Source organism: Caballeronia glathei (genome assembly GCF_000698595.1).
GTDB lineage: Bacteria > Pseudomonadota > Gammaproteobacteria > Burkholderiales > Burkholderiaceae > Caballeronia > Caballeronia glathei.
Genome location: NZ_JFHC01000011.1, coordinates 1 through 25,541, shown reverse-complemented (window position 1 = coordinate 25,541; position 25,541 = coordinate 1). Strand labels below are relative to the sequence as shown.

23 protein-coding genes are annotated in these 25,541 nt (G+C 67.1%); 16 read left to right on the top strand and 7 right to left on the bottom strand.

Translation table 11 applies throughout. The features are described 5' to 3' along the window. Positions 1 to 274 precede the first annotated feature (274 nt). The 5 genes from nadE to BG61_RS09980 all read left to right on the top strand — a co-directional run bounded on the left by nadE (position 275) and on the right by BG61_RS09980 (position 8,295). Entirely contained in the window at positions 275 to 1,138 is an 864-nt protein-coding gene (gene nadE / locus BG61_RS10000) for an ammonia-dependent NAD(+) synthetase (RefSeq protein WP_035929911.1), read from the top strand. A gap of 185 nt (positions 1,139 to 1,323) precedes the next feature. Next, positions 1,324 to 1,611 (top strand): hypothetical protein, encoded by a 288-nt coding sequence (locus tag BG61_RS09995; protein WP_035929913.1) that lies wholly within the window; start codon positions 1,324 to 1,326, stop codon positions 1,609 to 1,611. A 199-nt stretch (positions 1,612 to 1,810) separates the two neighbouring features. Continuing rightward, entirely contained in the window at positions 1,811 to 4,033 is a 2,223-nt protein-coding gene (locus BG61_RS09990) for a hybrid sensor histidine kinase/response regulator (RefSeq protein ID WP_035929915.1), read from the top strand. Positions 4,034 to 4,354: 321 nt separating this feature from the next. Next, a complete protein-coding gene (locus tag BG61_RS09985; protein WP_035929918.1) occupies positions 4,355 to 5,149 on the top strand; it encodes a substrate-binding periplasmic protein in 795 nt (264 codons plus the stop codon). After that, positions 5,146 to 8,295, top strand: coding sequence for a bifunctional diguanylate cyclase/phosphodiesterase (locus BG61_RS09980; RefSeq protein WP_035929921.1), 3,150 nt, complete (start codon positions 5,146 to 5,148; stop codon positions 8,293 to 8,295). Before BG61_RS09985 ends, BG61_RS09980 begins: the two co-directional genes overlap by 4 nt. Positions 8,296 to 8,304: 9 nt before the next feature. On the opposite strand, the gene BG61_RS09975 is transcribed toward BG61_RS09980, so the two are convergent. Together BG61_RS09975 and BG61_RS09970 are read right to left on the bottom strand one after the other, a co-directional pair. After that, on the bottom strand, positions 8,305 to 8,619 hold the full coding sequence (locus BG61_RS09975) for a cupredoxin domain-containing protein (RefSeq protein WP_370818060.1): 315 nt from the start codon (positions 8,617 to 8,619) through the stop codon (positions 8,305 to 8,307). A 77-nt stretch (positions 8,620 to 8,696) separates the two neighbouring features. Beyond that, the gene (locus tag BG61_RS09970; RefSeq protein ID WP_035930108.1) at positions 8,697 to 9,641 is read right to left on the bottom strand and encodes a metallophosphoesterase family protein; all 945 of its coding nucleotides are present in this window, start codon (positions 9,639 to 9,641) and stop codon (positions 8,697 to 8,699) included. Between the two features lie 317 nt (positions 9,642 to 9,958). On the opposite strand from BG61_RS09970, the gene BG61_RS09965 reads away from it, so the two are divergent. Then, on the top strand, positions 9,959 to 10,498 hold the full coding sequence (locus tag BG61_RS09965) for a sigma-70 family RNA polymerase sigma factor (RefSeq protein WP_035929926.1): 540 nt from the start codon (positions 9,959 to 9,961) through the stop codon (positions 10,496 to 10,498). Next, positions 10,498 to 11,301 carry an anti-sigma factor family protein gene (locus tag BG61_RS09960; RefSeq protein WP_035929930.1) on the top strand — a complete coding sequence of 268 codons (804 nt, stop codon included), beginning with the start codon at positions 10,498 to 10,500 and terminating at the stop codon, positions 11,299 to 11,301. The genes BG61_RS09965 and BG61_RS09960 overlap by 1 nt, the downstream gene beginning before the upstream one ends. Before the next feature lie 20 nt (positions 11,302 to 11,321). Here BG61_RS09960 and BG61_RS09955 read toward each other — a convergent pair whose 3' ends face one another. Next, complete coding sequence (locus tag BG61_RS09955) at positions 11,322 to 12,743, bottom strand: serine hydrolase domain-containing protein (protein ID WP_370818061.1); 1,422 nt, start codon at positions 12,741 to 12,743, stop codon at positions 11,322 to 11,324. A 264-nt stretch (positions 12,744 to 13,007) separates the two neighbouring features. Beyond that, complete coding sequence (locus BG61_RS09950) at positions 13,008 to 14,483, bottom strand: ROK family transcriptional regulator (protein WP_035929936.1); 1,476 nt, start codon at positions 14,481 to 14,483, stop codon at positions 13,008 to 13,010. A 162-nt stretch (positions 14,484 to 14,645) separates the two neighbouring features. Between BG61_RS09950 and BG61_RS09945 the strand changes: the two genes are divergently transcribed. The 9 genes from BG61_RS09945 (at position 14,646) to dctA (ending at position 22,772) form a co-directional block, all read left to right on the top strand. Beyond that, the gene (locus BG61_RS09945) at positions 14,646 to 15,734 is read left to right on the top strand and encodes a Gfo/Idh/MocA family protein (RefSeq protein ID WP_206540581.1); all 1,089 of its coding nucleotides are present in this window, start codon (positions 14,646 to 14,648) and stop codon (positions 15,732 to 15,734) included. Further along, entirely contained in the window at positions 15,734 to 16,570 is an 837-nt protein-coding gene (locus BG61_RS09940; protein ID WP_035929939.1) for a sugar phosphate isomerase/epimerase family protein, read from the top strand. The genes BG61_RS09945 and BG61_RS09940 overlap by 1 nt, the downstream gene beginning before the upstream one ends. Next, positions 16,563 to 17,381: an alpha/beta fold hydrolase gene (locus BG61_RS09935; RefSeq protein WP_035929941.1), complete on the top strand. Its 819-nt coding sequence runs from the start codon at positions 16,563 to 16,565 to the stop codon at positions 17,379 to 17,381. Before BG61_RS09940 ends, BG61_RS09935 begins: the two co-directional genes overlap by 8 nt. Then, on the top strand, positions 17,378 to 18,352 hold the full coding sequence (locus BG61_RS09930) for an ROK family protein (protein ID WP_051672403.1): 975 nt from the start codon (positions 17,378 to 17,380) through the stop codon (positions 18,350 to 18,352). Before BG61_RS09935 ends, BG61_RS09930 begins: the two co-directional genes overlap by 4 nt. Before the next feature lie 12 nt (positions 18,353 to 18,364). After that, the gene (locus tag BG61_RS09925) at positions 18,365 to 18,790 is read left to right on the top strand and encodes an RbsD/FucU family protein (protein WP_035929942.1); all 426 of its coding nucleotides are present in this window, start codon (positions 18,365 to 18,367) and stop codon (positions 18,788 to 18,790) included. Positions 18,791 to 18,839: 49 nt separating this feature from the next. Beyond that, positions 18,840 to 19,622, top strand: coding sequence for an inositol monophosphatase family protein (locus tag BG61_RS09920; protein WP_035929945.1), 783 nt, complete (start codon positions 18,840 to 18,842; stop codon positions 19,620 to 19,622). Between the two features lie 69 nt (positions 19,623 to 19,691). Continuing rightward, positions 19,692 to 20,462, top strand: coding sequence for an SDR family NAD(P)-dependent oxidoreductase (locus tag BG61_RS09915; protein ID WP_035930116.1), 771 nt, complete (start codon positions 19,692 to 19,694; stop codon positions 20,460 to 20,462). A 58-nt stretch (positions 20,463 to 20,520) separates the two neighbouring features. Further along, complete coding sequence (locus BG61_RS09910; RefSeq protein WP_035929948.1) at positions 20,521 to 21,453, top strand: LysR family transcriptional regulator; 933 nt, start codon at positions 20,521 to 20,523, stop codon at positions 21,451 to 21,453. Then, a complete protein-coding gene (dctA, locus tag BG61_RS09905; protein WP_035929950.1) occupies positions 21,450 to 22,772 on the top strand; it encodes a C4-dicarboxylate transporter DctA in 1,323 nt (440 codons plus the stop codon). Before BG61_RS09910 ends, dctA begins: the two co-directional genes overlap by 4 nt. 49 nt (positions 22,773 to 22,821) lie before the next feature. Here dctA and BG61_RS09900 read toward each other — a convergent pair whose 3' ends face one another. From BG61_RS09900 to BG61_RS09890, 3 genes are all read right to left on the bottom strand, one after another. Further along, positions 22,822 to 23,604, bottom strand: coding sequence for a substrate-binding domain-containing protein (locus tag BG61_RS09900; RefSeq protein WP_035930119.1), 783 nt, complete (start codon positions 23,602 to 23,604; stop codon positions 22,822 to 22,824). 61 nt (positions 23,605 to 23,665) lie between these two features. Then, complete coding sequence (gene tcuC / locus BG61_RS09895) at positions 23,666 to 24,961, bottom strand: MFS transporter (RefSeq protein WP_035929953.1); 1,296 nt, start codon at positions 24,959 to 24,961, stop codon at positions 23,666 to 23,668. 432 nt (positions 24,962 to 25,393) lie between these two features. Next, positions 25,394 to 25,541: LuxR C-terminal-related transcriptional regulator (locus tag BG61_RS09890; protein WP_035941642.1), on the bottom strand; the 148-nt coding region annotated here is incomplete at its 5' end.

The window sequence follows — 25,541 nt, the reverse complement described above, 5'->3', positions numbered from 1 at the left end:
CTTGCGGCGCACAGGCCCGCTCGCGCGGGCGGCATCGCATAGAGGGGCACGAGCCACGCCGGGTGCCCCGCAGGCCCGCTCGCGCGGGCGGCATGGCGACGCCGCCGCGATCGCGGCCGGGTTCGAGCGCAGCCCCGCTCGCGCGCGGGCGTCATGGTGCTTGCGGCGCCCGTCCGGCAGCGCACCCCCGCGCGACGGCGCGTAAGATCAGCCCGTGGGCGCGCCGCGCGCGCATTCCTTCGATTCGCTTCGACGTCCCGCGAGAGGTGCCGACATGAATTCACCGCAGCCCGACCATCAAGCCCGCGAAGCGCGGCAACGCGCGATCATCGAGGAATTGCGCGTGACGCCCGGCTTCGATCTCGACGCGGAGCGCGAGCGCCGCATCGCGTTTCTCGCGGATTATCTGGAGGCGCAGAAGCTGCGCAGCTACGTGCTCGGCATCAGCGGCGGTGTCGATTCTTCGACGGCCGGACGGCTCGCGCAGCTTGCCGTCGAGCGCCTGCGCGGGCGCGGCGTGGATGCGCGCTTCATCGCGATGCGGCTGCCCTACGGCGAGCAGCAAGACGAAGCGGACGCGCAGCGCGCGCTCGAGTTCATCGCGCCCGACGAGACGCTCGTCGTCAACGTGAAGCCCGCCGCCGATGCGATGCTCGATTCGCTGCACACGGCGGGCGCGCAATACATCGACGCGAAGCATCGCGACTTCGTGCACGGCAACATCAAGGCGCGGCAGCGGATGATCGCGCAGTACGCGGCGGCGAGCGCGCGCGCGGGCGTGGTGATCGGCACGGATCACGCGGCGGAATCGGTGATGGGCTTCTTCACGAAATACGGCGACGGCGGCGCGGACGTCCTGCCGCTCTACGGCCTGAACAAGCGCCGTGTGCGCGCGCTCGCGAAGGCACTCGGCGCAGGCGCCGAAACCTACCAGAAAGTGCCGACGGCGGACCTCGAGACATTGACGCCGCAGCGTCCGGATGAGGACAGCTACGGCATCGCCTACGAGGACATCGACGACTTCCTCGAAGGCAAGCGCGTGAGCGACGAGGTCTATACGACCATCTTCCGTTTCCACGATGCGACGCGCCACAAACGCGCACTGCCCGTCACGCCTCATGACGAGTGGCGTGCGTAAGCGGGCGGGTGGGCGCGACCATGGGGCAACAGAAAAGCGAACGAGGCATTCCATCTTCCACGCAAGGCGCGCTGCCGGTTGCGCGGCACGTCGCTTGCTGATTGTGAAACGAAGCGGCCGCACGAACATGATTTCGAATCCGTGCCGGAGCGCTTGCGATCACACACCAGAATCGTGGAGGAACCATGAAACAGGCAGACAGGCTGCTTCTATCGACGTTGCTGGCCCTGGCATGCACGAGCGCGCTGGCACAGGCGGGCGGCGGCGGCGGCAGCACGGGCGGGCAGGGCGGAACGGGCGGCGGCAACGCTCACGGTGCGGCGACGGCGGGCCCCACAGCCGGCGGCGATCCCGCCTCGGGCGCAATGAGCAGCCACTCGCCAAAGCCGCACAAGCAGGCGCCGAGAAAATCGGCGACGGATACCACGGTCCACCCCGGCGCGAACGTCAGCACCGACGCCAAGGGCCAGTAGTCTCCCGAAGCCTCCCGAAAGAGGCGGCCGCCCGCGCGTGCCGCCTTACAGCGCATCCGCACGAGCTGGCCCGCGCCCGCCTGCCGATGCCGATTGACGCAACGCCCCCGAATGCATGAGAATTCCACGCCCGGCGTGACCTATGCCGAGGCGCGCGCGCCGGTTACGATATCGACTCGACATCACCGAGGCTGGACGCTTGAATTCCACTGAGACCGCGAACTTCGACCTGCCGTTGCCGTCGCGCAATTTCGCTGCGACGCGCCGGGTGCTGCTGGTCGTGCTCGTCGCGTCGATCCTGATTCCGCTCGTGTGTCTCGTCGCTTACGCTTACTACGACTTCGAGCGGCGCGTCGCGGCCGCGGACGAGATGGTCGAGCGCATGACGCGCGTCGCCGACGAGCACGCGCTCAAGGTGATGGACCTCAACCAGCAGCTCGAGACGCGCATCGTCGATCTGCTCGCCGACAACGACGACGCGAACATCAGAAGCCGCGAAGACACGCTGCATCGCACGCTCGACGAGATAGGCGGCGGCTATCCGCAGGTGGCCGCGATTTCGCTTTTCGGCGTGGACGGCGACCTGCTTGCGAGCAGCCGCTATTTTCCTTCCCCGCATGTGTCGATTGCGGAGCGCGACGACTTCCGCTCGGCCCGCGCCATCGCGCCCATCACGTATTTTTCGCAGCCGCTGCGCGGCAGGGTCGGCCAGTCCGACGTCTTCACGACGACCATGGGACGCCTTTCGTTAGGGGGCCGGTTCCTCGGGGTCGTGTCGATCGCGCTCAAGCGCGACTACTTCTCGAATTTCTATCGCGAGCTGACGGGCGGCGACCCCGCGCTCACGATCGGCCTCTACCGCCGCGACGGCGGCGTGCTGGTGCGCTATCCGGGTGCGCCCGCGGATGCGCAGGCGGCCGCCGGCAACACGCCGTTCACCAACGCGTTTCGCAACAACGAACTGTACGGCCGCATGCGCATGACCTCGACGATCGACAACGTCGAGAAGCTGCTCGCCTTCCGGCGGGTGGGCGACTATCCGCTCTACGTCGCGAGCGGCTACGCCATGCCGTCGATCTTTCAGCAATGGTGGCATCACTGCCTCCTGATCGCCGCGTTCGCACTCGTGCCGTGCGTGGTGGTGTGGCTGCTCGTCGCGTTCTCCATCCGCCGCCTGAACGCCGAAGAGGCCGCATGGGAGCGCTGGCAGGCCGAGGTGGCGATGCGCCTGTCGATCGAGGCGTCGAGCCGGCAGTTGCGGCGCATGGGCGCGCTCGGCAATCTGGTCGCGAATGTCGCGCACGACTTCAACAACCTCCTGATGGTGGTCGCGTCGAACATGGAACTCGCGCGGCGCAAGAACTTCAACGATGTCGAGAGCGAAGTGCTCGCCGTCGAGCGCGCGACGGCGGGCGCCGAGTCTCTCGCGCGGCGGCTGATGAGCGTCGCGCGCAAGCAGCCGCTCAAGCAGGAACTCATCAATCCCGGCGCCTGGCTGACCGGCATCACCGAACTCGTGCGGTCTTCGGTGCGCTCGCATGTGGTCGTGTCGGTGGAACTGTCGCCGGACCTGTGGTTCGTGATGGCGGACCCGGTCGAGCTCGAGCTTGCCATCGTCAATATCGCCGTCAACGCGAGCGATGCCATGCCGCGCGGCGGGCGCCTCGTGATCCGCTGCCAGAACGTGCGCGTGAGCGCGGGCGAAAGCGAGCTGCCCAACGGCGAGTACGTGCTGATATCGATATCCGACAACGGCGAGGGCATGAGCGACGCCGTGCGCCAGCGCGCGTTCGAGCCGCTCTTCACGACCAAGGTGCGCGGCGCGGGCACGGGCCTCGGGCTCGCGCAGGTGCTCGCCGCGTGCGAGCAGGCCGGCGGCACGGCGCGCATCACGAGCGTCGCCGGGGCGGGCACGACGGTGCGGCTCTATCTGCCGCGCCATCATCCGCCCTCGCCACAGGTACAGCAGGTGCCACAGGTGCCGCAGCGCGAGCCGGAGATCGAGATCGTGCATGAACCGGCCGAAGCGCCGTTGCCGGTCGAAGAGACGGAGCACGGCGCGCGCGGCGCGTCGGTGCTGCTCGTGGAGGACAACGGCGACGTGGCGGCGGGCGTCGCCGCGGTGCTGGAAGTGTTCGGCTGCGCGGTGCATCACGAATCCAGCGCCGACGCCGCGTTCGAGCTGCTCGGGCAGGGCTACGGTTTCGATCTCGTCCTCTCCGACATCCAGATGCCCGGGCGCATGAACGGCATCGATCTGGCCGAGCAGATCATGCAGCGGCTGCCGTCGCAGAAGGTCGTGCTGATGACGGGCTACGCCGACGAGCTGGAGCGCGCGAAGCATCTGGGCGTGACGATTCTGGCGAAGCCATTCGACATGGACGACCTGCGCGATCTGGTGGCCCCGGCGGTTCCGCATTGATCCGCACGCGCGTGATTCATGCCCTGGGCGCGAGCCACGCGCGGGCAGGCACGCGCGGCCGCGGCAAAATATTGCCGCCCGCCCCTCAAGAAGCGCGCCGTGCTGCCGACAACGCGTATGGAGCCCGTGTGAATCGGTCGTCGTTGCGCTGATCGCCCCTGCGCGGACGCAACCGAAATGCGATGCGCGACCGACTTGCCTGTATGATCGCGCGTGCGAAGCCGAATGACAGCCCGGGCAACCCGAAGCAATCCAAAGCGCCCCCAAGACAGCCGATATAAAGAAGCCGCTTTCTAACCGCTTTCACTCCATGGAGACACTGTGATCCGACACGGTCTTGGCGGCCTGCTGCTCGCGCTATGCTGCCTCGGACGCGCGTTCGCAGCGGGACCCGACTGCTCGCGTCCGTTCACGCTCGCGCTGCACGATCACGGGCTGCTCTATTCCGCGGATACCGACACGGGCATCGACAAGGACTTCGCCGAAGAGCTCATCCGCCGCAGCGGCTGCAAGGTGAGCGTGAGCCTCATGTCGCGCGCGCGCATCTGGCAGCTGATCGAATCGGGCGCGCTCGACTTCAGCCTCTCGGGCATCGCCAACGACGAGCGCCTGCAGTACGCCTCGTTCGCCTGGTACTTCAGCAACAAATACTATTTGCTGGTGCGCAAGGACGCGGGCATCAGCCAGCTTGCCGATTTCGAGCACAACGACCAGTTCCAGCTCGGCATCATCCGCAGCTTCCGCTACAGCGACTCGGCGAACCGGCTGGTCGACACGCTCGCCGCGGCGAACCGCACGAGTCTCGCGGGCGGCCTCGACCCGCTCTATCAGGCGCTCGTCCTGCGGCGCATCCAGGGCATGATCATCGAGCCGTTCGACTATCCGGCGCTCGATGAAAGGCATATCCGCGACCTCACCACCATCATCGAATTCAACGACCCGGCGGTGCCGCACGGGCTCATCATGTCGAAGAAGGCGCTGGCCGCGGCGGAGCAGGCGAAGTGGCGCGCGCTCGTGAACGAAATGCGCGCCGACGGCTCGGTGCGCCGCATCTTCGAAAAGTACTTCAGACCCGACCTTGCGCGTTCCATGGTCGATTTCCAGTCGACGCCGTGAGCTGGGCCCGGCTGATCCTGCTGCCGATCCTGATCCTGTGCGCCGCGCTCGGCGTGACCTGGGTCGTGTGGGATCACGAGCGGCAGGCCTCCCGCAACGAACTGCTCGCGCAGTTCAATTTCTCGCTCGGCGACGCCGTGAGCCGGGTCGAGCAGCGCATGTCGACCTACGAGCTGATGCTGCGCGGCGTGCAGAGCCTGTTTGCCGCCACTGACGCGATGAACCGCGAGGATTTCCGCGAGAGCTTTCGCGACTACGTCGGCTCGCTCAATCTCGATGCGAATTTTTCCGGCATCCAGGCGATCGGCGTGGTCAAGTGGGTCCCGGCGCCGCAGAAGGAGCTTCATGTCGCGGCGATGCGCCGGATGGGCCTCGGCAGCTACGCGATCCAGCCCGGCGGCCCGCGCGAGAACTACGCGCCGATCATCCAGCGCGAGCCGTTCATCGGGCGCAACCGCACGAACCTCGGTTTCGACGCCTGGGCCGATCCGGCGCGGCGGCTCGCGATGGAGCGCGCGCGCGACTCGGGCATGGCGGCGGTATCCGGCAAGGTGCGGCTCGCGGTGGACGCCGAGGCCGACGCGCGGCCCGGGTTCATCATGTACCTGCCGATCTACGCGCGTGGCAAGCCGCTCGACACGGTCGCAGAGCGCCGCACGCACCTGATCGGCTGGGTCTATGCATCGTTCCGGATGCACGACGTCATCGCGAGTCTCTACGGCGAGCGCTCGCCCGGGCTCGCGCTCGCCATCTACGACGGCGTAGAGCCGTCGCCCAAGGCGCTGCTCTATCGCTCGTCCGGCAAGGACGGGCACGACGGGCAGCACGAACTCGAGCTGCGGGGCGGCGGAATTTCCGCCAACGAGTACCTGGTGGTCGCCGGCCACAACTGGACGCTTTCGATGAGCGCGCGCAACGGCTTCGCGTCCCGCTTCGGCGGCAACGCCCAGGAGCTGATCGCGGGAACCGGTGTCGGCCTGAGCCTGCTGCTCGCGCTGCTTGCCTGGCTGATGATCACCGGCCGCAGCCGCGCCATGCATCTTGCTTCCACGATGACCAAGGAGTTGCGCGAGAACGAGGAGAAATTCCGCGCGATCGCCGACTGCACGGTGAACTGGGAAGTGTGGTGGGGACCGGACGGCAAGCCGCGCTGGATCAATCCGTCCGTCGAGGAATATACCGGCTACACCGTGGACGAATGCATGGCGATGCAGGACTTCGCGGGCACGCTCGTCTATCCCGAAGACATGGCCCGCGTCGCGCCGGTGTTCCTGAAAGGGCTGCACGGACTGCGCGGCGACGACCTCGAATTCCGGTGCGTGCGCAAGGACGGATCGATTGTCTGGTTCTCGGTGTCGTGGGGACCGATCACCAATTCCAGAGGCTCCTTCACGGGCTTTCGCACGAGCGGACGGGACATTACCGAGCGCAAGCGGCTCGAGGCCGAGCTGCGCATCGCCGCGGTCGCATTCGATTCTCTGGAACCGATGATGGTGACGGACGCGAACAGCACGATCCTGCGAGTGAACTCGGCGTTCACCGAGTGCACCGGCTACGCGCCCGATGAAGTGGTCGGGCAGACGCCGCGCCTGCTGCGCTCGGGCCGCCACGATGCGGCGTTCTTTCGCGAGATGTGGGACACGATTCATCGCGCGGGCGGCTGGCAGGGCGAAATCTGGGACCGCCGCAAGAACGGCGAGGTGTATCCGAAGTGGCTCACGATCTCGGCGGTGCGGGGCGAGGACGGCGTGGTGAGCCACTATGTGGGCACGCATCACGACATCACCGAGCGCAAGATCGCGGAAGAACGCATCAAGGAGCTGGCCTTCTTCGATGCGCTGACGCGCCTGCCCAATCGCTCGCTCCTGCTCGACCGGCTGAAGCAGGCGATCACGGTCAGCGCGCGCAGCGGCGCATGCGGCGCGCTGCTCTTCATCGACCTCGACCACTTCAAGACGCTGAACGACACGCTCGGCCACGACAAGGGCGACCGGCTGCTGCAGGAAGTGGCGCAGCGTCTTGCAGCCAGCGTGCGCGAGAGCGACACCGTCGCGCGCGTGGGCGGCGACGAGTTCGTCGTCGTGCTGGGAAGCCTCGGCGAGAGCCGGCAGGAGGCCGCCATCGAGATCGAAGCGGTCGGCGAGAAGATTCTCGCGGTGCTCGGCAACGCGTATCAGCTGGACGACGTCGAATACCGCAGCAGCGCGAGCATCGGCGCGACCGTGTTCAGGGGGCATCAGACTTCGATCGACGAATTGCTCAAGCAGGCCGATCTCGCGATGTACAAGTCGAAGGAAAGAGGGCGCAATGCGCTCTGTTTCTTCGACCCCGCCATGCAGACCGTCGTGCTGGAACGCGCCGCGCTCGAAGCCGACCTGCGCCGCGCCATCGAGGAAAATCAGTTCCTGCTCTACTACCAGGCGCAGGTGGACGGCGGCGAGCGCGTGACGGGCGCCGAGGCGCTGCTGCGCTGGCAGCATCCGCAGCGCGGCATCGTGCCGCCCGCCGACTTCATTCCGGTCGCCGAGGAAACCGGGCTGATCCTTCCGATCGGAAGCTGGGTGCTGGAGACCGCCTGCGCGCAACTCGCGCGCTGGGCGACGCGGCCGGAAATGGCCGACCTCACGATCGCGGTGAACGTGAGCGCCCAGCAGTTGCGCGAACCCGACTTCGCGGCGAAGGTGCTTGCCGTGATCGGCCGGACCGGCGCCACCGCGAACCGGCTGAAGCTGGAACTGACCGAGAGCGTGCTCGTCGACAACGTGCAGGACATCATCGAGAAGATGAGCGCGCTCAAGGCCCGCGGCGTCGTGTTTTCACTGGACGACTTCGGCATCGGCTACTCGTCGCTTTCCTATCTGAAGCGCCTGCCGCTCGACCAGTTGAAGATCGACCAGTCGTTCGTGCACGACGTGCTCGACGACCCCAACGACGCCACCATCGCCAAGACCATCGTCGCGCTTGCGCAGAGCCTCGGGCTCGGCGTCATCGCGGAGGGCGTGGAGACCGAGGCGCAGCGCGACTTCCTCGCCGACGCGGGATGCCACGCCTACCAGGGCTATTACTTCTGCCGCCCGCTGCCGATCGAAGGCTTCGAAAACTTCGTGCGCACGTTCGAGCCGCTGCCCGAAAACGCCGGCCGCTAGCCGGCCCGCCTACCGGACGGTGATCGTCTCCTTCATGTTCGGGTGGATGCCGCAGAAGACGTTGTAGACGCCCGGCTTGTCGAACGTGTGCTTGTAGGTGTCGTTCTGGTCGAGTGCGGCGGAACGGAAGAGGCCGGCGTCGTCGACGATCGTATGCGGCTCGCCGTCCAGGTTCTTCCACGTCACGGCGGAGCCGGCCTTGATCGTGAGGGACATCGGCGAGAACATGAAGTTCTTCACCATGACGACGCCATTTTCCTGCGCGTCGGCACAGAATCCGGAAGCCGACGCCGCGATGAGCGCGCCCGCGACGAGGCGAAGCATGAAGGCGCGAACGGGGACATGCATTGACATGATGGTTGACATGAGTGTGCTCCGGGTCGATGAAGGGCAGCCGGCGCTCAGGCGAGCGTCGAGTCGGTGAGCGTCGCCTTCAGCGGGTGACGCGTGATCGCGACGCTCGTCACGCCGAGCATCGCGGGCAGCCGCTCACTCGGCACGGTGAGCGGCATCGGGCCGGGTCCGTTGCCGGCAAGCGGCTGCGGAAAGGCCGTCGAGCGCGCCGTGTGGAACGTGATGTTGCCTTCCACCTTCGACACGATCTGGTGGATATGCCCGTTCAATACCGTGACCGAGCCGAAACGCTTCAACTGGCTCATTGCTTGGCCGGCGTCGCCGGTGCCCCAGCCCCACGGCTCGTAGATCGTCCACAGCGGCATGTGCGCGAAGACGACGACCGGCGTGCTCGACGAGCGGCCCTTCAGGTCGGCTGCGAGCCACGCGAGCTGGTCGTCGCCCAGGCTGCCCAGCCCGTTCTGCTTGAAATGCATCACGTTCACGAGCGCGACGAAGTGAACGCCGTCATGGTCGAAGCTGTAGTAGCCCCGGTTGTCCGACGCGCGGCCGAAACGTCTGAAGTACTCCGCGCCGGGGCCGTCGGTCACGTCGTGTTCGCCGGGCACGGTATGGAGTTCGGTGATTTTCAGGGCCGCGAGGAGCGCCGCCGCGTGGTCGAATTCCTCGGGCTTCGACAGGTGCGTGATGTCGCCTGTGTGGATCGTCAGCGCGGGCCGCACGGGCATCGCGTTGACGAAGTCGATGGTCTGCGAGAGCGTCGCCGCGACGTCCGGGTTCGCCTCCTTGTTGTAGCCGATATGCGTGTCGCTGATCTGCAGGAAGAGCGGCACGCCGGATGCCGGCGGCGTTCGCTTGTCCGTCGCGGCGAGCGCCAGGTCGACGGGCGCCAGCACGCCGCCCGACAGGACGAACAGCGTGCCGGCGCCGCCGAAGGCGAGACACTTCAATGCGCCGCGGCGCGAAGGATCGGATGGAAGATCTGATGACATGATGCGCCTCACGTGGGGGTCGGGGAGCCAGTGCGCCGGGTGATCCGCGGCGCGAAGTGGCGACCAGTAGACGGGGCTTCGCCCGCGCTTATTCCCGTGCGGCCGATGAAATGTGCCGCGCCCGGCGGCCATGATGCGACGCGCCGGAACGGCATGCGCAGCACGGCTACAATGTGCGATGCCCAAAGGCCATGCAGGGGAACAGGAACGAGGGAATAAAAACGAGGGAATAAAAACGACCCGGGGGCAGTCTTCTGTAGCAACGGTCATGATTGGCGACTATCGCGGGAAAACTCTGGAAGCGGGAAAACTCTGGAATGGCCGACCGACTCCTTGTTCAGCGCTTCGAGACGCTCGTGTTGCCGCACATGAATTCCGCATTCAATGTGGCGCGCTGGCTCACGCGCAATGATCAGGATGCGCAGGACGTGGTGCAGGAGGCGTATCTGCGCGCCTTCCGGTTTTTCGAGGGGTTTCGCGGCGAGGATGCCCGCACGTGGCTGCTCGCGATCGTGCGCAACACGTTCTATACGTGGCATCAGCAGAACCACGGGCACGCCGCCGAGACCACGACGTTCGAGGAGGACGTGCATGGCCACGAAGCGGGCGCCGGTGACCGGGACGACGGACCCGAGGCGATGCTCGTGCGCAGCGAGAGCGTGAAGCGGGTTCACGCCGCGCTGCGCAGCCTGCGGCTGGAATACCGGGAGGTCGTCGTGCTGCGGGAACTGGAAAACATGTCGTACAAGGAGATCGCCACCATCGTAGGCATTCCGATCGGCACGGTGATGTCGCGTATCGCGCGCGGCCGCCAGCAACTGGCGGAACTCCTCGGACCGGCGAAGCAGGAGCACTGATGGACCACGAACAAGCATCCGCATTGCTGCCGGGTTACATCGATCAGGAACTCGGCCTGTCGGAGGCGCTCGAATTCGAGCGCCATCTCGCCGGCTGCCCGCTGTGCCAGGAAGCCTTTGCGCAGCATCGCGACGTGAGTGCGCAGTTGAGGCAGCCCGGCTTGCGCGTCGATGCGCCGAAGGAACTGGCGATGCGCATCGAAGCCGCGCTGCCGCGCGCGCCCTCGCCGTGGGAGAAGCTCGCCGGGTGGTTCGGCGCGCGGGGCGGCCGCGCGCCGTCCGCGTGGGCGCCGTTCGGCGCGGTCGGGGCGATGGGCGCGATGGCGCTGAGCGTCGTCGCGCTCAGCGTGAGCCTCGGCTTGTATCTGGCGGTGCCGTCGAGCGAAGCGCGGCTCACGCAGGAACTCGTCGACACGCATATCCGCTCGCTGCAGGTGAACCACCTCTCGGATGTCATCTCCACCGACAGGCACACGGTCAAGCCATGGTTCAACGGCAAGCTGGACTTCGCGCCTCCGGTGGTCGATCTCGCGCAGGAGGGCTATCCGCTCGTCGGCGGGCGGCTCGATTACGTGGACGGGCGCACGGTCGCCGTGATGGTCTACCGCTACAAGCTGCACCCGATCAACCTGTACGTGTGGCCCGGCAGTGACGCGGGCGCGCAGCCGCGCATCCGGGAGCAGCAGGGCTACCACGTCGCGCACTGGAACGCGCAAGGCATGAATTACTGGGCGATTACGGACGCGGGCAACAGCGAACTCAGGAACTTCGTCGCGCAATTGCGCGCGCATCCCGCTTCGTAGCCGCGCGGTCGATCCGGCGCTCAGCGCTTGCCGGCGGGAATAGCCGCGAGCAGGCGCGCGAGAAACGCCTCGTGGTCCCACGCCGATTCGGGCCGCGACAGCCCCAGCCGCACGACGACCAGTTCCCGGTCCGGAATCACGCTCACGAACTGGCCCTCGTGCCCGACGACGTGAAACGCGTCGGCCGGCAGCGACGGCCCGGGCCACTCTTGGTTGTGACTGTGGCTGTCGAACGGCTCGGGCACCCTGACCCACGCGTGCGCGCCGAAATCGTGGCGCGGCGAGAGCGCAGTCACGCTGCTCATGTATCGGACCCAGCCGGCAGGCAACAGTCGCGTGCCGTTCCAGACGCCGTCCTGCAGCAGGAATTGCCCGAATCGCGCCCAGTCGTGCGCGCTCGCGGACACGAACGCAGCGCTTGCCAGCATGCCCGCGGCATCCGGCTCGAACACGGCCGTGCGCATGCCAAGCGGGTCGAAGAGGGCGCGGCGCGGGAATTCCAGATAGTCTTCGGCCGTGCCGCCCAGCGCCTGCCTGATCACGCTGGCGAGAATCGCGGAGGTGCCGCTCGAATACTCCCAGCGCGTGCCGGGCGCGGCGTCGAGCGGCTTGCCCGCCGCGAACGCGGGCTCGTCGGGCTGCGTGAAGATCATGAGGGCGACGTCGGAGAGCGGGTCGTCGTAGTCCTCGTTGAAGTGCAGGCCGCTCGTCATGCGCAGCATTTCGTCGAGCGTGATCCGCGCTCGCGGGTCGTGAGCGCCGCGCCATTGCGGCACGAGCGACGATGCATCGAGCGAAAGCCGGCCTTCTTTGACGAGCATGCCCACGAGCACCGCGGTCACGCTCTTCGACATCGACCAGCCGATGAGCGGCGTCTCACCCGTGAAGCCGGGCGCATAGCGCTCCGCAATCACCTTGCCGCGATACATGACGACCAGTGCGCGCGTGCGTCGCGGCTCGCGCGGGTCCGGTTCGTCGAAGGCGCTGTCGACGGCCGTGCGCAGCTTGCGCACGTCCACGTCCGCGGGCGGCGCGGCGGAAGGCAGCGGGGGCGCGGCGGGCGGCGCCCGGGAACTCATGTCTTGGCTCGCGAGGCTCAGTGCCTTCACAGGCGCGCCGAGCGCCAGCGTGCAGCCGAGGCCGGGCCGGAATTCGGCCTCACGCGTGGCGAAGCCGAGGAAGCTCGCGCGGGCCTGACGCCGCTCGACGTCCACCGAAGCGCGCACCAGCTTCAGCAGGGGATGGACGCCCGCCATGATGTCTTCGCCGATCACCGCATCGGCAGGCCGGCCGGACACGAACACGCCCGTGCACAGGATCTTGGCCGCATAGCCGGTGCCGACCGGTGCGAGCTGCGACAGCATGTACCCCGCGTAACAGAGCGCGGCGATCAGCGGCAGCGCGGCGCCCCATCGAATCAGTATCTTGATGTTCCGTGGCATCGGCATCGGGGCTGTGGTTTGGGCTGATATCGGGCTGGTTTCGGGGTTGCGTGTGCATACTGGCGGACGGGCGCTCCGGCGCGTCGATAGCGCTACGTCGGGCGCTGGTCGAAGAAGCCCGGAGGCACTCTAGCATGGGTCGATGCGTGTGCGCAGGCACGTGAAGGCCACGCGAGCGACCGTGCACAAAGGTCTCGAAACGGCCGGAAACCGGACCTGTCGATCGACGCCAGAATGCTCCCGGACGAGGCGGCCGCGCTCATCTCATCGCCGGTCGAATTCCGGCAGCGAGAACATCAGCTCGCGAATCACCGCTGCCGCGCCGATCGCTGCGCCATCCGCGCCGAACCGCGTGACGGTGATGGCGGGCAGCTCGAAACCGTGCAGCAGGCTGCCTTGCAGCAACCCCTTGACCCGCGCCTCGACGTGCGGAAACAGCAGGCTGAGCGGACCGCCCAGCACGATCCTTTGCGGATCGAGTACATGGATCAGGTTCAGCAGGCCGACGGCGAGCACCTCGGACCATTCGTCGAGCACGGCGACGAGTCGCGGATCGAGCGCCTGCGGTTCGAAGCGCGCGAGCCACGCCAGCCCGTCGGCAAACGACAGGTGCTCAGGCAGGAACGGCAGAAAGCGCCGATAGCCCGCGCGCACCTCGAACGTGTCGGTTGGCGCCGAATCGAGCCGCGCGCTCATCACCATGTGGCCGAGTTCGCCCGCATACCCGTGCGCGCCCTGAAACACGCGCCCTTCCTGAACAATCGCGCCGCCAAAGCCCTCCGCGAGCAGCACGAGCAGCATGCTTTGCGTGTCGCGCTCGCTCGCAAGCGCGCATTCCCCGCGCGCGAAGGCGACGGCGTCGTTCGATACCCTGATCGTCCACGGCAACTCGGGGCGCCCGCTCAGCAGATCGCGCAGCGGCACGTCATGCCAGCCGAGAAAGGGCGCAACGACGACGCGCCCGCGATGGTCCACGAGCCCCGGCACCGAAACGCACACGCCCTGAACGCGCTGCGCCGGGATGCCGGTGGAAAGAAGCTCGGCAGGAAAGCGGGCGATCCGCGCGACGACGGCCGGCACGTCGCGCGTATCGGGTCCGACCGGCACCGAGATGCGGCGCAGCACGCGCATGTCGAGGTCGAGCAGGACGCCCGTCAGCGATGTACTCGAAATATCGATGCCGATCGAATAGGCGCCGTCCGGATTGAGCCGGATGGTGGTGCCGGGCCGGCCGAGCCGGGCCTCCTCCGCACGCTCCGCCGTTTCGGTGACGAGCCCGGCTTCGAGCAGTTCGCCGATCGCGCGCCCGATCGTCGCGCGGGTGAGGTTGAGTTCGCGCGCGAGGTCGGCGCGCGTGAGCGGCGTGCCCCGGCGCAGCATGCGCATGCAGCGCGCGGTGTTGATGTGGCGCAGCAGGCCGGTGGTGGTGGCGGCCGAGTCGCGGTGCGGGTCCGGTGCGGCCGTGTCGGCGTGTGCGGCGAGGCGCGCCACCGGCACGCCCGCGCGATCGTGCGGAGCGCTTTGCCGCGCCGCCTTGCGAAAGCGGTACAGGTAGCTCTTCAGCGTGGCGAGCGTGATGTCGAAACCGTTGCTGTTCAGCGCATCGACGATGTCGGCGATATGCGCGCCGGCGGCGATCTTTCGCTCGATCTCCGGCATTACCTCGCGCAGCTTCGCCGCCTTGGTGGCGGGCTCGACCTTGTCCACGATCGTGCGAAAAAATTTTTGCTGCCTGCTCATTTCCCGGGTCGCCAGCCCGCGGCTGGCCCGTGTCGTATTGCGTGCATTCTATATGCATCCTGACTGCATTTCAAACGGTGCCTTTGACGCCAATGAGCGAACAATCGAGCCTTGACGAATGCACTTGTTTGTTTACAATCGAAACAAAAGGAGGGCGTGGCAATGACCGAGCAAGTGCAGCAACGCATGAACGCCGATTTGAAGATCGGCATCCTGGGCTGCGGACCCATCGCGCAGTTCGCGCATCTCGAATCGGTGCAGAAGGCACGCAACGCGGTGCTTCACGCCGTGTGCGACGCGGACGAGGCGCTCGCGAACCGCTTCGGCACGTTCTACGACGCCGGGCGCATCTATCTCGACTACGACGCGATGCTCGCCGATCCCGACGTGGACGCGGTCATCATCGCGACCTCCGATGCGTTTCACGTGCCCGCCGCGCTGCGCGCGATCGCCGCCGGAAAGCACGTGCTGTGCGAGAAGCCGGTCGGGGTGTCGGTGGAGGAAGTCGAGCAGCTGGCGGCCGCGGCGCAGGAGAGCGGTTGCAGGGTGCAGATCGGCCACATGCTGCGCTTCGATCCGGGCATCCAGGCGGCGCACGCGTTCATCAGCGGGGAAATGGGCGACATGCTCGCCTTCAAGGCCTGGTATTGCGATTCGACCCATCGCTACGACATGACGGACGCCGTGCAGCCGCTGCCGCGCACCGGCAGGCATGCGATGAAGCCTTCAGGCGATCCGAAGGCGAACAGGCGCCGCTACTACATGCTCGCGCACGGCAGTCATCTGGTCGATCTCGCGCGTTTCCTGGCGGGTCCGATCGTCGCGGTCGAGGCCCGGCTGCACGAGCGCTTCGGCGCGCATTGCTGGTTCGTCGACGTCGAATTTGAGAGCGGCGCGCTCGGCCATCTGGACCTCACCGTCGCGGTGCGCATGGACTGGCACGAAGGTTTCCAGGTCTACGGCGAGCACGGCAGCGCGACCGGCAAGATCTTCAACCCGTGGTACTACCGTTCGAGCGAAGTCGACATCTTCCATGAGAAGGACGCGTCGTCTAGCCGCGTGCTCGGCGCCGACGGTCACTTCTACCGGCGCCAGCTCGAAGGCTTCGCCGACACCGTGCTGCACGGCACGGCGTCGCACGGCGCCGATGTGCACGACGGGGTGGCATCGGTGCGGGCGATGGTGGCGATCGATCAGTCGGTCAGGACGGGCAGGGCGGTCGCGCTCGCTGACGTGGCGGGAGCGCTCTGATGATTCCCGGCATCTTCGCGCGCACTTATGCATCGGCGGACCCGGAGGCGATCTTCGCGCGCCTGTCGGGCCAGGGCTATCGCGCCGTCCAGTTCAACCTCGCGTGCGCGGGCCTCGCCCCGATGCCGGCGGGCGTGCCGCAGGGGCTGGCAGCGGGTATCGGCAGCGCGGCGCGGCGCGCCGGCGTGACGCTCGCCGCGCTCTCGGGCACCTACAACATGATTCACCCCGATCTCGTGCGGCGCAAGGCGGGGCGTGAAGCGCTCGGCCGGGTCGTGCGGGCCGCGCATGAAATGGGCGCACCGCTCGTCACGCTGTGCACGGGCTCGCGCGATCCGGACGACATGTGGCGCGCTCATCCGCAGAATGGATCGCCCGATGCATGGCGCGACCTGCTCGTCGAAATGGATCACGCGCTCCTCGCGGCGCACGAGCACGGCATCATGCTGGCGATCGAGCCGGAGCCGGGCAACGTGATCGCCGACGCCGTCATCGCGCGGCGCATTCTCGACGACGTGGGTTCGGATCGCCTCGGCATCGTGCTCGATGCCGCCAATCTGCTGAGCCCGCCGACGCTCGCTCGCCAGCACGAGGTCATAGCGCAGGCGACGGACCTGCTCGGCCCCGACATCGTGCTCGCGCATGCGAAGGATATCGATGCCGGAGGGCGGGTCGTCGCGGCGGGCAGGGGCGCCGTCGATCTGCCTGCCTTCGTGGCGGCCATCCGGGCGGCGGGTTTCGACGGCGCGCTGATCGCGCACGGCTTCGCGGAAAACGACGCCCCGGCCGTGGCGCATCACCTTCGGCACCTGATCGGGCAGACGAGCCATGCATAGCGGACATTTCACGGCCGCCGACGGAACACGGCTCGCCTACGAAGTGGCAGGAACCGGCTTGCCGGTTCTGTGGCAGCACGGCCTGTGCGCCGACCGCGGGCAGCCCGCGGAAGTGTTTCCCGGCCACGCGGGGCGCTCGCGCATCACGATGGAATGCAGGGGGCACGGCCTGTCGGAGTTGGGCGACCCCGCGCGCATCGGCATCCGCCAGTTCGCCGACGACGCGATCGCACTCCTCGATCATCTCGGCATCGCGCGGGCTGTCGTGGGCGGGATATCGCTCGGCGCCGCGATCGCGATGCACATTGCCGCGCGGCATCCTGCCCGCACGTCGGCGCTGATTCTGGCGCGTCCGGCGTGGCTCGCCGCGCCCGCGCCGCCGCGCCTTCGCATCTACGCCGAGGTCGCGGCACGTCTTGCCGCGCATGACGCGCACACGGCGCGAGGGTTCATCGACGCCATGCCGGTCATGGCCGAGATCGCAGCCGTGTCGCCGGACAACATCGCCTCGCTGCACGCGATGCTCGAGCGTCCCGATCCCGTTTCGACGATCGCCCTCCTGAGCCGCATTCCGCTCGACGGCCCCGGGCTCGCGCTGACGGACATCCGGGCCATCGCGGCGAAGACGCTCGTGATCGGAACGCAGCAGGACTGGATGCATCCGTTCGAATACGCCCGCACCCTTGCCGCCGAAATACCGGACGCACGGCTCGCGCAGATCACGGCGAAGACGGTCAGCCGGCCCGCCCATGTCGCCGGGTTTCGCGACGCAATGGATTCCTTTCTGGCCGGTTGCGGGGTGCGGCCATGAATGCCGCGTTCCTGCCGGCAGGCGACCCGGCCGCCGGCCGCATCCTCGTGATCGACATGGGCGGCACGCATGTGAAGTTCGGCTTCGTCGTGGCGGGGCGTCCCGAGGCATTCGCCCACCTCGTTCCCACGAAGCGGCTGCGCAATGCGCACCCGGTCGCGAGCCTCGCGGCGCAGACGCGTGAAGCCATCGCGCTCGCGGGCATCGAACCCGACGTGATCGTGTGCACCGTGCCCGGTTTCATCGACGAAGACGAGGACACGCTCCTTCATCTGCGCAACATTCCGGAACTCGACGGCCACCGTCTCGCAACGGAACTCGGCCAGTTGCTCCAGCGCCCCGTCGTGCTCGAACGCGACGCGACGCTCGCGCTTCTCGGCGAATTGGCGGCGGGTTGCGCGCAGGATTGCGATCTGGTGATGGGCATGTTCTTCGGCACCGGAATCGGCGCCGCGATGGTCGTCGGCGGCCGGCCGTTTCGCGGATGCGGCTGGGCGCTCGAAGCGGGACATGTGCCGTGTCTTCTCGAACGCAACGGCGAACCGGACGCGAGGCAGCCGACGATCGAAGACTGCGCATCGGGGAGGGCGCTCGAACACATCGCGACGCGCCACGCCGAGCCGGTTGCAAACGTATTCGGCGCGGCGACGGGCAAGCCTGAACTCGCCGCCGAACTGGAGCGCTTCGTGCAGTATCAGGCGCTTGCCGTCGACACGGCCGTCGCGCTGCTTGCGCCGAAGGTCGTCGTGCTCGGCGGCGGGGTGCTGAACATCGCGCACTATCCGAGAGCGCGGCTCGCGCGCCTCATCGAAATCAACGCGCCCTTCGCGAAAACCGGCGTGCCGGTGAACCTGCGCTGGGCGCAGCTCGGCTGGACGAATACCCTGCACGGCGCGCCGCGGGTCATCCGTGAATACGTTCGCCGCCGGGGCAGCTTGCCGGCGCTGGGTGATTCCTGCTGTGCCTCATAACCGGAGACATGAATGCTCAAGCATATCGACCCTCTTCTCGGCCCCGAGCTGCTCGCCATCTTGCGCGCGATGGGACATGGCGAGGAGATCGTGATCGCCGATCGCAACTATCCCGCGCTGAGCGCGGGACCGACGATCATTCGCCACGACGGATCGGACGGCGTGCGCACGCTCGATGCGGTGCTCTCGGTGCTGCCGCTCGACAGGGGCGCGGGGACGGTGACGCGCATGCAGGCAAGGGACCGTCCCGATGAGATCCTGCCGGTCATGCGAGACTTGATCGACGTGGTGGGCCGCCATGCGCCGCAAGCGGAGATCGCATCGATGACGCCTGCGGACTTCAAGGCGCGCGCGGCGAACGCCGCGGCGATCATCGTAACGGCCGAAGCGCGGCCCTACGGCAACATCATCGTGCGCAAGGGGACGCTGCCGGCATGATCGCCATGCGCGGTTCCGTTTTCATCCGATATCGACTAGAGGTGACGAAATGAACGAAGTCTCGATGCATCTGCGTTTTCTGGCGGCCTGCGCGATTGCGCAGGAAGCGGGGCAACTCGTGCGAAGGCGCTTTCTCGAACGCGACGAGGCGCTCGAGCTCACCTTCAAGGGCCCACAGGACTATCTGACCGAAACCGATGCCGAAGTCGAGAAGCTCATCGCGCTGCGGCTGTCGCAGGCCTTTCCTGACGACGGCTTCTTCGGCGAGGAGGGCGGCGGCGCCTTCGGCGCAAGCGTCTGGATCGTCGATCCGATCGACGGCACCGCGGACTTCGCGCGGGGCGTCGCGTACTTCTGCGTGTCGATTGCGTTCGTGCATGAGGGCCGCACGCAAATCGGCGTGCTCTACGACCCGATGGCGGGGGAACTGTTCGCGGCGCGCCACGGCGGCGGCGCGACGCTCAATGGCCGCCCGATCAAGGTGAGCGCGATCGACGACCCGAGAAAGTCGATCGTCGAACTGGGATGGTCGCCGCGCGCGCCGTTCGACGACTATCTGAAGGTCGCCACGCGCCTGAACGAACTGGGTGCGGGCGTGAAGCGCCGCGGGTCCGGCGCGCTCGGGCTCGCTTACGTGGCGGCCGGCCGGCAGGACGCCTATTGCGAACTGCACATCAACGCGTGGGACGCGGCGGCCGCCGTGTTGCTGATCGAGGAAGCCGGAGGGTGGACGAACGACTTCCTCACCGCACAGTGTCTGGAGCGGGGCAACCGCGTGATCGGCTGCACGCCGAAGCTGCGCGAGGCGCTCGAGATCGCGATGCATGTGTGACATCGCCGGCCAGCGCCTCGCTCGCGCGGACGCGAGAGAACGGCGCACTTTCAATTCATGGAACCGATCATGAGCGATCAGGCAACAGCATTTTCCCTTGTAGGCGAGACGGCGCTCGTCACCGGCGCGACGCGGGGCATCGGACGCGAAGCGGCGCTCGCGCTCGCGCGGGCCGGCGCGAATGTGGCCGCGGGATGCCGCGACCGCCACGCGGGTGAAGGCCTTGCCGCCGAAATACGGGCGCTGGGCGTGCGCGCCGCGGCCGTATCGATGGACCTGACCGACTTTGCGTCGATCCCCGCTGCCGTCGATGCCGCGGAGGCGGCGCTCGGCCCGCTCTCGATCCTCGTGAACAACGCCGGGCACAGCCGCCCGGCGCCTTCGCTGGATGTCGGGATCGCCGACTTCGACGCGATGTTCGACCTGAACGTCAAGGGCGCGTTCTTCGCCGCGCAGGCCGTGGCGCGGCGCATGGTGCCGCGCAGGCACGGAACGGTCATCAATGTCGCCTCGCAGGCGGGTCTCGTCGCGCTGCCCGGCGAGTCGGTCTACTGCATGACGAAGGCCGCGATGATTCACATGACCCGGTGTCTCGCCGTCGAATGGGCGCCTCACCAGATCAGGGTGAACGCGGTCGCGCCCACGTTCACCCGCACCGACAGCACCCGGCGCTGGCTCGACGACCCGGTGTTTCTCGATTCCCTGCTCGCGCGCATTCCGCTCGGCCGCGTGGGCGAGCCGCGCAACGTGGCCGATCCGATCGTGTTCCTCGCCTCGCAGGCAGCCGCGATGATCACCGGCGCGACGCTCGCGATCGACGGAGGATGGACCGCCGTGTGACGCCGCCCGCCCACCGCATCATGCACAATACCCGCATCTACAATGCGGAGGGCGGTTCGTGGGCGTCAACTTCGACCTGAACGATTTGCAGGCGTTTCGCGCCGTCGTGGAGTTGGGGAGTTTCCGCAAGGCTGCCGAAGCGGTGAACATTTCGCAGCCGGCACTGAGCCGCCGCATCGACAAGCTGGAGGACGCGCTCGGCGTGCGGCTCTTCGAGCGCACCACGCGCAGCGTCACGCTCACCACCGTGGGACGCGTGTTCGCGCCGAGCGCGGAGCAACTGCTCGACGATCTCGACGCCGCGCTGCTCGGCATCCGCGATGTCTCGACGAGCCGCCTCGGTCACGTGACCATCGCGTGCGTGCCGTCGGTCGCCTACTATTTCCTGCCGGGCGTGATCGCGAGCTATCACGCGCGCTATCCGAGAATCCGCGTGAAGCTGCTGGATTCGAGCGCCAACGAGGTGCTCGGCGCAGTGATCAGCGGGGAGGCGGATTTCGGCGTGAGCTTCATGGGCAGCCAGGAGACCGAAGTCGAATTCAAGGTGCTGTTGCAGGAGCGGTTCGTGGCCGCGTGCCGCCGCGATCATCCGCTTGCCCGCAAGAAGCGCGTGTCGTGGAGCGAGCTTTACGAGCACGATTACGTGTCGGTCGACAAGACCTCAGGCAACCGGCTGCTGCTCGACCAGGCGCTCGCGACCGTCGCGCCGCGCAGGCCGAGCGTCTGCGAGACGCGTCATGTCACGACCCTGCTCGGCCTCATCGAAGCCGGACTGGGCGTGGCCGCCGTGCCTTCCATGGCGATGCCCCTGCGCGACCATCCGATTCTGACGAGCGTGCCGCTGGTCGATCCGGTCGTGACGCGGCGCGTGGGCATCGTGAGGCGCAGGGGACGCCCGCTCACGCCGGCCGCCCAGGAGTTCTATCAGACGATCATCGACGCGCAGCGCAGCGGCCGTGCGCGTGAAGCTGCGAAGAAGGCGGCGAAATGAACGCCGGGGGAAAGGGGGCGAGACCCTTCCGGCTGCTCTACGTGCAGGTGCTGCTGGCAATGGGGCTCGGCATGGCCGTCGGACATGTCTGGCCGCACGCCGGCGCGTCGCTCAAACCGCTGAGCGACGCGTTCATCGGGCTGGTGCGCATGATGATCGCGCCAATCGTCTTCTGCACGATCGTGACCGGCATCACCTCGCTTGCGAGCGGGGCGCGGATCGGGCGCACGATCCTGAAGGCGCTCCTGCTGTTCTATGCGCTGACCGGCGTCGCCCTCGTTCTCGGGCTCGCCGCGGCGTTCGCGCTTCATCCGGGCACGGGCCTGCACATCGATCCGCGGCACCTGGACGCGACGATCCTCAGGCAGTATTCCACGCACACGGAGACGCACGGGCTCGTCGATTTCGCGCTGCATGTGATTCCGGAGACGCTCGTCGGCGCGTTCGAGAAGGGCGAGGTGCTGCCGGTGCTGCTGCTCGCGCTGCTGTTCGGGTTCGCGCTGAACGCGAACGCGAGCGCGGGGCGGCGGGTGCAGGAATTGATCGACGCCGTCGCGCACGTGCTCTTTCGCATTCTCGCGATGATCATGCGGCTCGCGCCGCTCGGCGCATTCGGCGCGATGGCCTTCACCGTGGGCCGCTTCGGCATCCGCTCGATCGGCTCGCTCGGCCTGCTCGTGGTGTCGTTCTACCTTGCGTGTCTGCTGTTCGTCACCTGCGTGCTCGGCTCGCTCGCGCGCCTGCACGGCTTCTCGCTCTGGCGCCTGTTGCGCTACCTGCGCGAAGAACTGCTGATCGTGCTCGCGACATCGTCGACCGAACCCGTGCTGCCCCGCCTCATCGTCAAGCTCGAAACGCTCGGCTGCGACAAGGGCATCGTGGGCCTCGTGCTGCCCGCGGGCTACTCGTTCAACCTCGACGGCACCGCGATCTATCTGACGCTCGCCGCCATGTTCATCGCGCAGGCATGCGACGTGCCGCTTTCGGGCACGCAGATCGCGACGATGCTCGCGATCATGCTGATCACATCGAAGGGCGCGGCGGGCGTATCGGGCAGCGGACTCGTCGCACTCGTCGCGACGCTCGCGGTGATGCCCGACCTGCCGCTCGCCGGTGTCGCGCTGCTGGTCGGCATCGACCGGTTCATGTCGGAGGCGCGGGCGTTGACGAGCGTCGTCAGCAACGCCTGCGCGGTGATCTTCGTGTCGATGTGGGAGCGTTCGTGCGACCGCGCGAGGCTGCTCGACGCATTGCGCCTGGGGCCGTCCGCGCGCGAACAGGGCGATCCGTTCGATCAGCCCGCTGATTTACGCAGCTGAATGCCCGATCCGGGGCGCCGGCCGGACCATCGGACCGGCCATGTTCCTTTCAGTGCGTGGTGACGGAATCGAGCCCGGTCGATGTGACTTCGCGCTGCACGGCGGGGGAGGCGAGATAGTCGAGGAGCGCCTTCGCTTCCTTCGGATGCTGCGCGCCCGCCGGGACGCCCGCGGCGAAACGCGTCACCGATTGCAATTCCTCCGGAATCTTGCCGACGTAGGTCGCGCCCTTCACCGGCAGCAGTTCGCTCACCTGCTGGAAGCCCACCTCGTAATCGCCGCTTGCCACGACGGACGCCACGGGAATCTGCGGGATCATCTTCGCCTTCGATTTCACCTGGTCCTCGATGCCGAGTCGCCTGAACAGCTCCCGCTCGATATACACGCCGCTCGCGCTGTCCGAGTACGCGATCGATCGGGCATGCAGCAAGGTTTCCTTGAGTGCCTCCGCGGAGCCGATATCCGGCTTCGGCGCGCCGTCGCGCACGACCATGCCGATGCGCGAATCCGCAAGCTCGACGCGCGAGCCGGGAATGACCTTGCCTTCCTTGATCAGGTCGTCGAGCGCGTAGCCGACCATGATCACCGCGTCGGCGGGTTCGCCGCGCGCGAGCCGGTTGGGAATGGCTTCCGGCGACTTGCCCATCGAGGGCCCGAGCGCCGTATCGAGCGTGTTGCCGGTGGACGCCGCATATCCGGGACCGAGCAGCTTGTAGGCGGCGGTAAAGCCGCCCGAACTCATCACGTGCAGTTCGTCAGCGTGCACGCTGGCCGCGGCGGCCGTGCTCCCGACGAGGGCGGCGGTGCAGAATTTCAGTAGAAGCGATTGCATGGTTTTCATGGTCATGTACGCGACAGTCTGGTGTTTGAAAGAGAGCCGGAGGATTGCCGCGTCAGGCCGTCTGCACGACGACGGGACGGCGCCGGTACAGCGCGAACGTCGCGCCGAGCGCGCACACCGCGGCGAAGCTCATCCAGTAGCCGGGCGCGGCCTTGTCGCCTGTCATGTGGATGAGCGCCGTCGAGATTGCCGGGGTGAATCCGCCGAAGACCGCGGTCGCGAGGCTGTAGGCGAGCGAGAATCCGGCGACGCGCACTTCGACCGGCATCACTTCCGTCAGCGCGACGACCATCGCGCCGTTGTAGATGCCGTACATGAACGAGAGCCAGAGCAGCACGAGCAGCATGTTGACGAAGCTCGGCGCGTGCGCGAGCAGCGAGAGCGCAGGGTAGGCGGTGGCGATCGCGAGGAGCGTCATCGAGAGCAGCAGAGGGCGGCGTCCGATCCGGTCCGACAGCGCTCCACCGATCGGCAGCCAGATGAAGTTCGACACGCCGACGCACAGCGTCACGAGCAGGCTGTCCGCGGTGCTCAGGTGCAGCACGGTCTTGCCGAAGGTCGGCGCGTACACGGTGATCAGGTAGAAGCTCGTCGTGGTCATGGCGACCAGCATCACGCCCGCGATCACGACATTCCAGTTCTGCACGAGCGTGCTGAAGACCTCCTTCATCGTCGGGCGATGCTGCCGCTTCTTGAACTCCTGTGTTTCCTCGAGGTTGCGCCGCAGAATGAAAATGAAAGGAACGATCATGCAGCCGACGAAGAACGGCACGCGCCATCCCCACGCGGCGATGGCGGCCGTGTCGAGCCATTGGTTCAGGCCGAAGCCGAGCGCGGCCGCCACAACGATCGCAACCTGCTGGCTCGCGGACTGCCAGCTCGTGAAGAAGCCCTTTTTGCCGGGCGTCGCCATTTCCGCGAGATAGACGGATACGCCGCCCAGTTCGGCGCCAGCCGAGAAGCCCTGCAGCAGACGGCCGATCAGGACGAGCGCCGGCGCGAGAAGGCCGATCGTCGCGTAGCCCGGCACGAACGCGATCAGGATGGTGCCGCTCGCCATGATCGACAGCGTGACGATCAGGCCCTTGCGGCGGCCGACGTCGTCGATGTAGGCGCCGAGGATGATTGCCCCGAGCGGGCGCATCAGAAAGCCGGCGCCGAAGACGGCGAAGGTCATCATCAGCGAGGCGAATTCGCTGGCCGCCGGGAAAAAGACGGCGGCGATCTGCGTTGCGTAGAAGCCGAACAGGAAGAAGTCGAACTGTTCGAGGAAGTTGCCGGCGGTCACGCGTAAAACGGCGGTGGCCTTCGACTGCCCGCGGGACGGGACGGTTGCGCTGGGTTGCATCGGGATGTCTCCGGAAATTTGTGAATGCGCGTCGGTTCACGCGGATTCTCTTTGCCGGAATACTGGACCGTGCCGTGTGCAACGATAAGTGCAAACTTTGGAAGGATTGATGTGTCGGGGTTATCAATGGGTTTGGGATGGGATTGGTGGATCAGCTTGCGAGGGACTGGCAACCGGACATTTCAATTTAGCTACTGCATGTCGAAAATACGCTAATTGGGATTATGTTAACTATGAGAGACGGTACTTCCCAACGCGATCCGGCAATCGAGGCAGCCCTTCGACATATTGCTTCAACCGGAGGCGAGCCCGCGAATCCAATATCCGCGCTACCTTGCGCATGCCTCGCGCAAGCGCACGCTACTCGCAGTGATCGCGCCTGCCGCAGTTGGCTCCGCAAACAACCGAACGCACAAACCACCTGAGCCGGGACTAGACGCTACCCAAACGATCGGGATCGATCTTGAGCGCTTCTGCCTTTCGAACAAGGTCCGGGAGCGTGCGCGAAGCCATCTTCTTCATCACCTGGCCGCGGTGAATCTTCACGGTGATTTCGCTTAGATTCATCTCGTACGCAATT

What these genes read in the sequence shown, in the direction of transcription:
- dctA (WP_035929950.1), top strand. Translation starts at nt 21,450, where the DNA reads ATGAACGCCGGGGGAAAGGGGGCGAGACCCTTCCGGCTGCTCTACGTG.
- BG61_RS09950 (WP_035929936.1), bottom strand. Translation starts at nt 14,483, where the DNA reads ATGAGCAGGCAGCAAAAATTTTTTCGCACGATCGTGGACAAGGTCGAG.
- tcuC (WP_035929953.1), bottom strand. Translation starts at nt 24,961, where the DNA reads ATGCAACCCAGCGCAACCGTCCCGTCCCGCGGGCAGTCGAAGGCCACC.
- BG61_RS09930 (WP_051672403.1), top strand. Translation starts at nt 17,378, where the DNA reads ATGAATGCCGCGTTCCTGCCGGCAGGCGACCCGGCCGCCGGCCGCATC.
- BG61_RS09965 (WP_035929926.1), top strand. Translation starts at nt 9,959, where the DNA reads ATGGCCGACCGACTCCTTGTTCAGCGCTTCGAGACGCTCGTGTTGCCG.
- BG61_RS09915 (WP_035930116.1), top strand. Translation starts at nt 19,692, where the DNA reads ATGAGCGATCAGGCAACAGCATTTTCCCTTGTAGGCGAGACGGCGCTC.
- BG61_RS09940 (WP_035929939.1), top strand. Translation starts at nt 15,734, where the DNA reads ATGATTCCCGGCATCTTCGCGCGCACTTATGCATCGGCGGACCCGGAG.
- nadE (WP_035929911.1), top strand. Translation starts at nt 275, where the DNA reads ATGAATTCACCGCAGCCCGACCATCAAGCCCGCGAAGCGCGGCAACGC.
- BG61_RS09995 (WP_035929913.1), top strand. Translation starts at nt 1,324, where the DNA reads ATGAAACAGGCAGACAGGCTGCTTCTATCGACGTTGCTGGCCCTGGCA.
- BG61_RS09935 (WP_035929941.1), top strand. Translation starts at nt 16,563, where the DNA reads ATGCATAGCGGACATTTCACGGCCGCCGACGGAACACGGCTCGCCTAC.
- BG61_RS09925 (WP_035929942.1), top strand. Translation starts at nt 18,365, where the DNA reads ATGCTCAAGCATATCGACCCTCTTCTCGGCCCCGAGCTGCTCGCCATC.
- BG61_RS09975 (WP_370818060.1), bottom strand. Translation starts at nt 8,619, where the DNA reads ATGCTTCGCCTCGTCGCGGGCGCGCTCATCGCGGCGTCGGCTTCCGGA.
- BG61_RS09955 (WP_370818061.1), bottom strand. Translation starts at nt 12,743, where the DNA reads ATGCCACGGAACATCAAGATACTGATTCGATGGGGCGCCGCGCTGCCG.
- BG61_RS09900 (WP_035930119.1), bottom strand. Translation starts at nt 23,604, where the DNA reads ATGCAATCGCTTCTACTGAAATTCTGCACCGCCGCCCTCGTCGGGAGC.
- BG61_RS09970 (WP_035930108.1), bottom strand. Translation starts at nt 9,641, where the DNA reads ATGTCATCAGATCTTCCATCCGATCCTTCGCGCCGCGGCGCATTGAAG.
- BG61_RS09960 (WP_035929930.1), top strand. Translation starts at nt 10,498, where the DNA reads ATGGACCACGAACAAGCATCCGCATTGCTGCCGGGTTACATCGATCAG.
- BG61_RS09945 (WP_206540581.1), top strand. Translation starts at nt 14,646, where the DNA reads ATGACCGAGCAAGTGCAGCAACGCATGAACGCCGATTTGAAGATCGGC.
- BG61_RS09920 (WP_035929945.1), top strand. Translation starts at nt 18,840, where the DNA reads ATGAACGAAGTCTCGATGCATCTGCGTTTTCTGGCGGCCTGCGCGATT.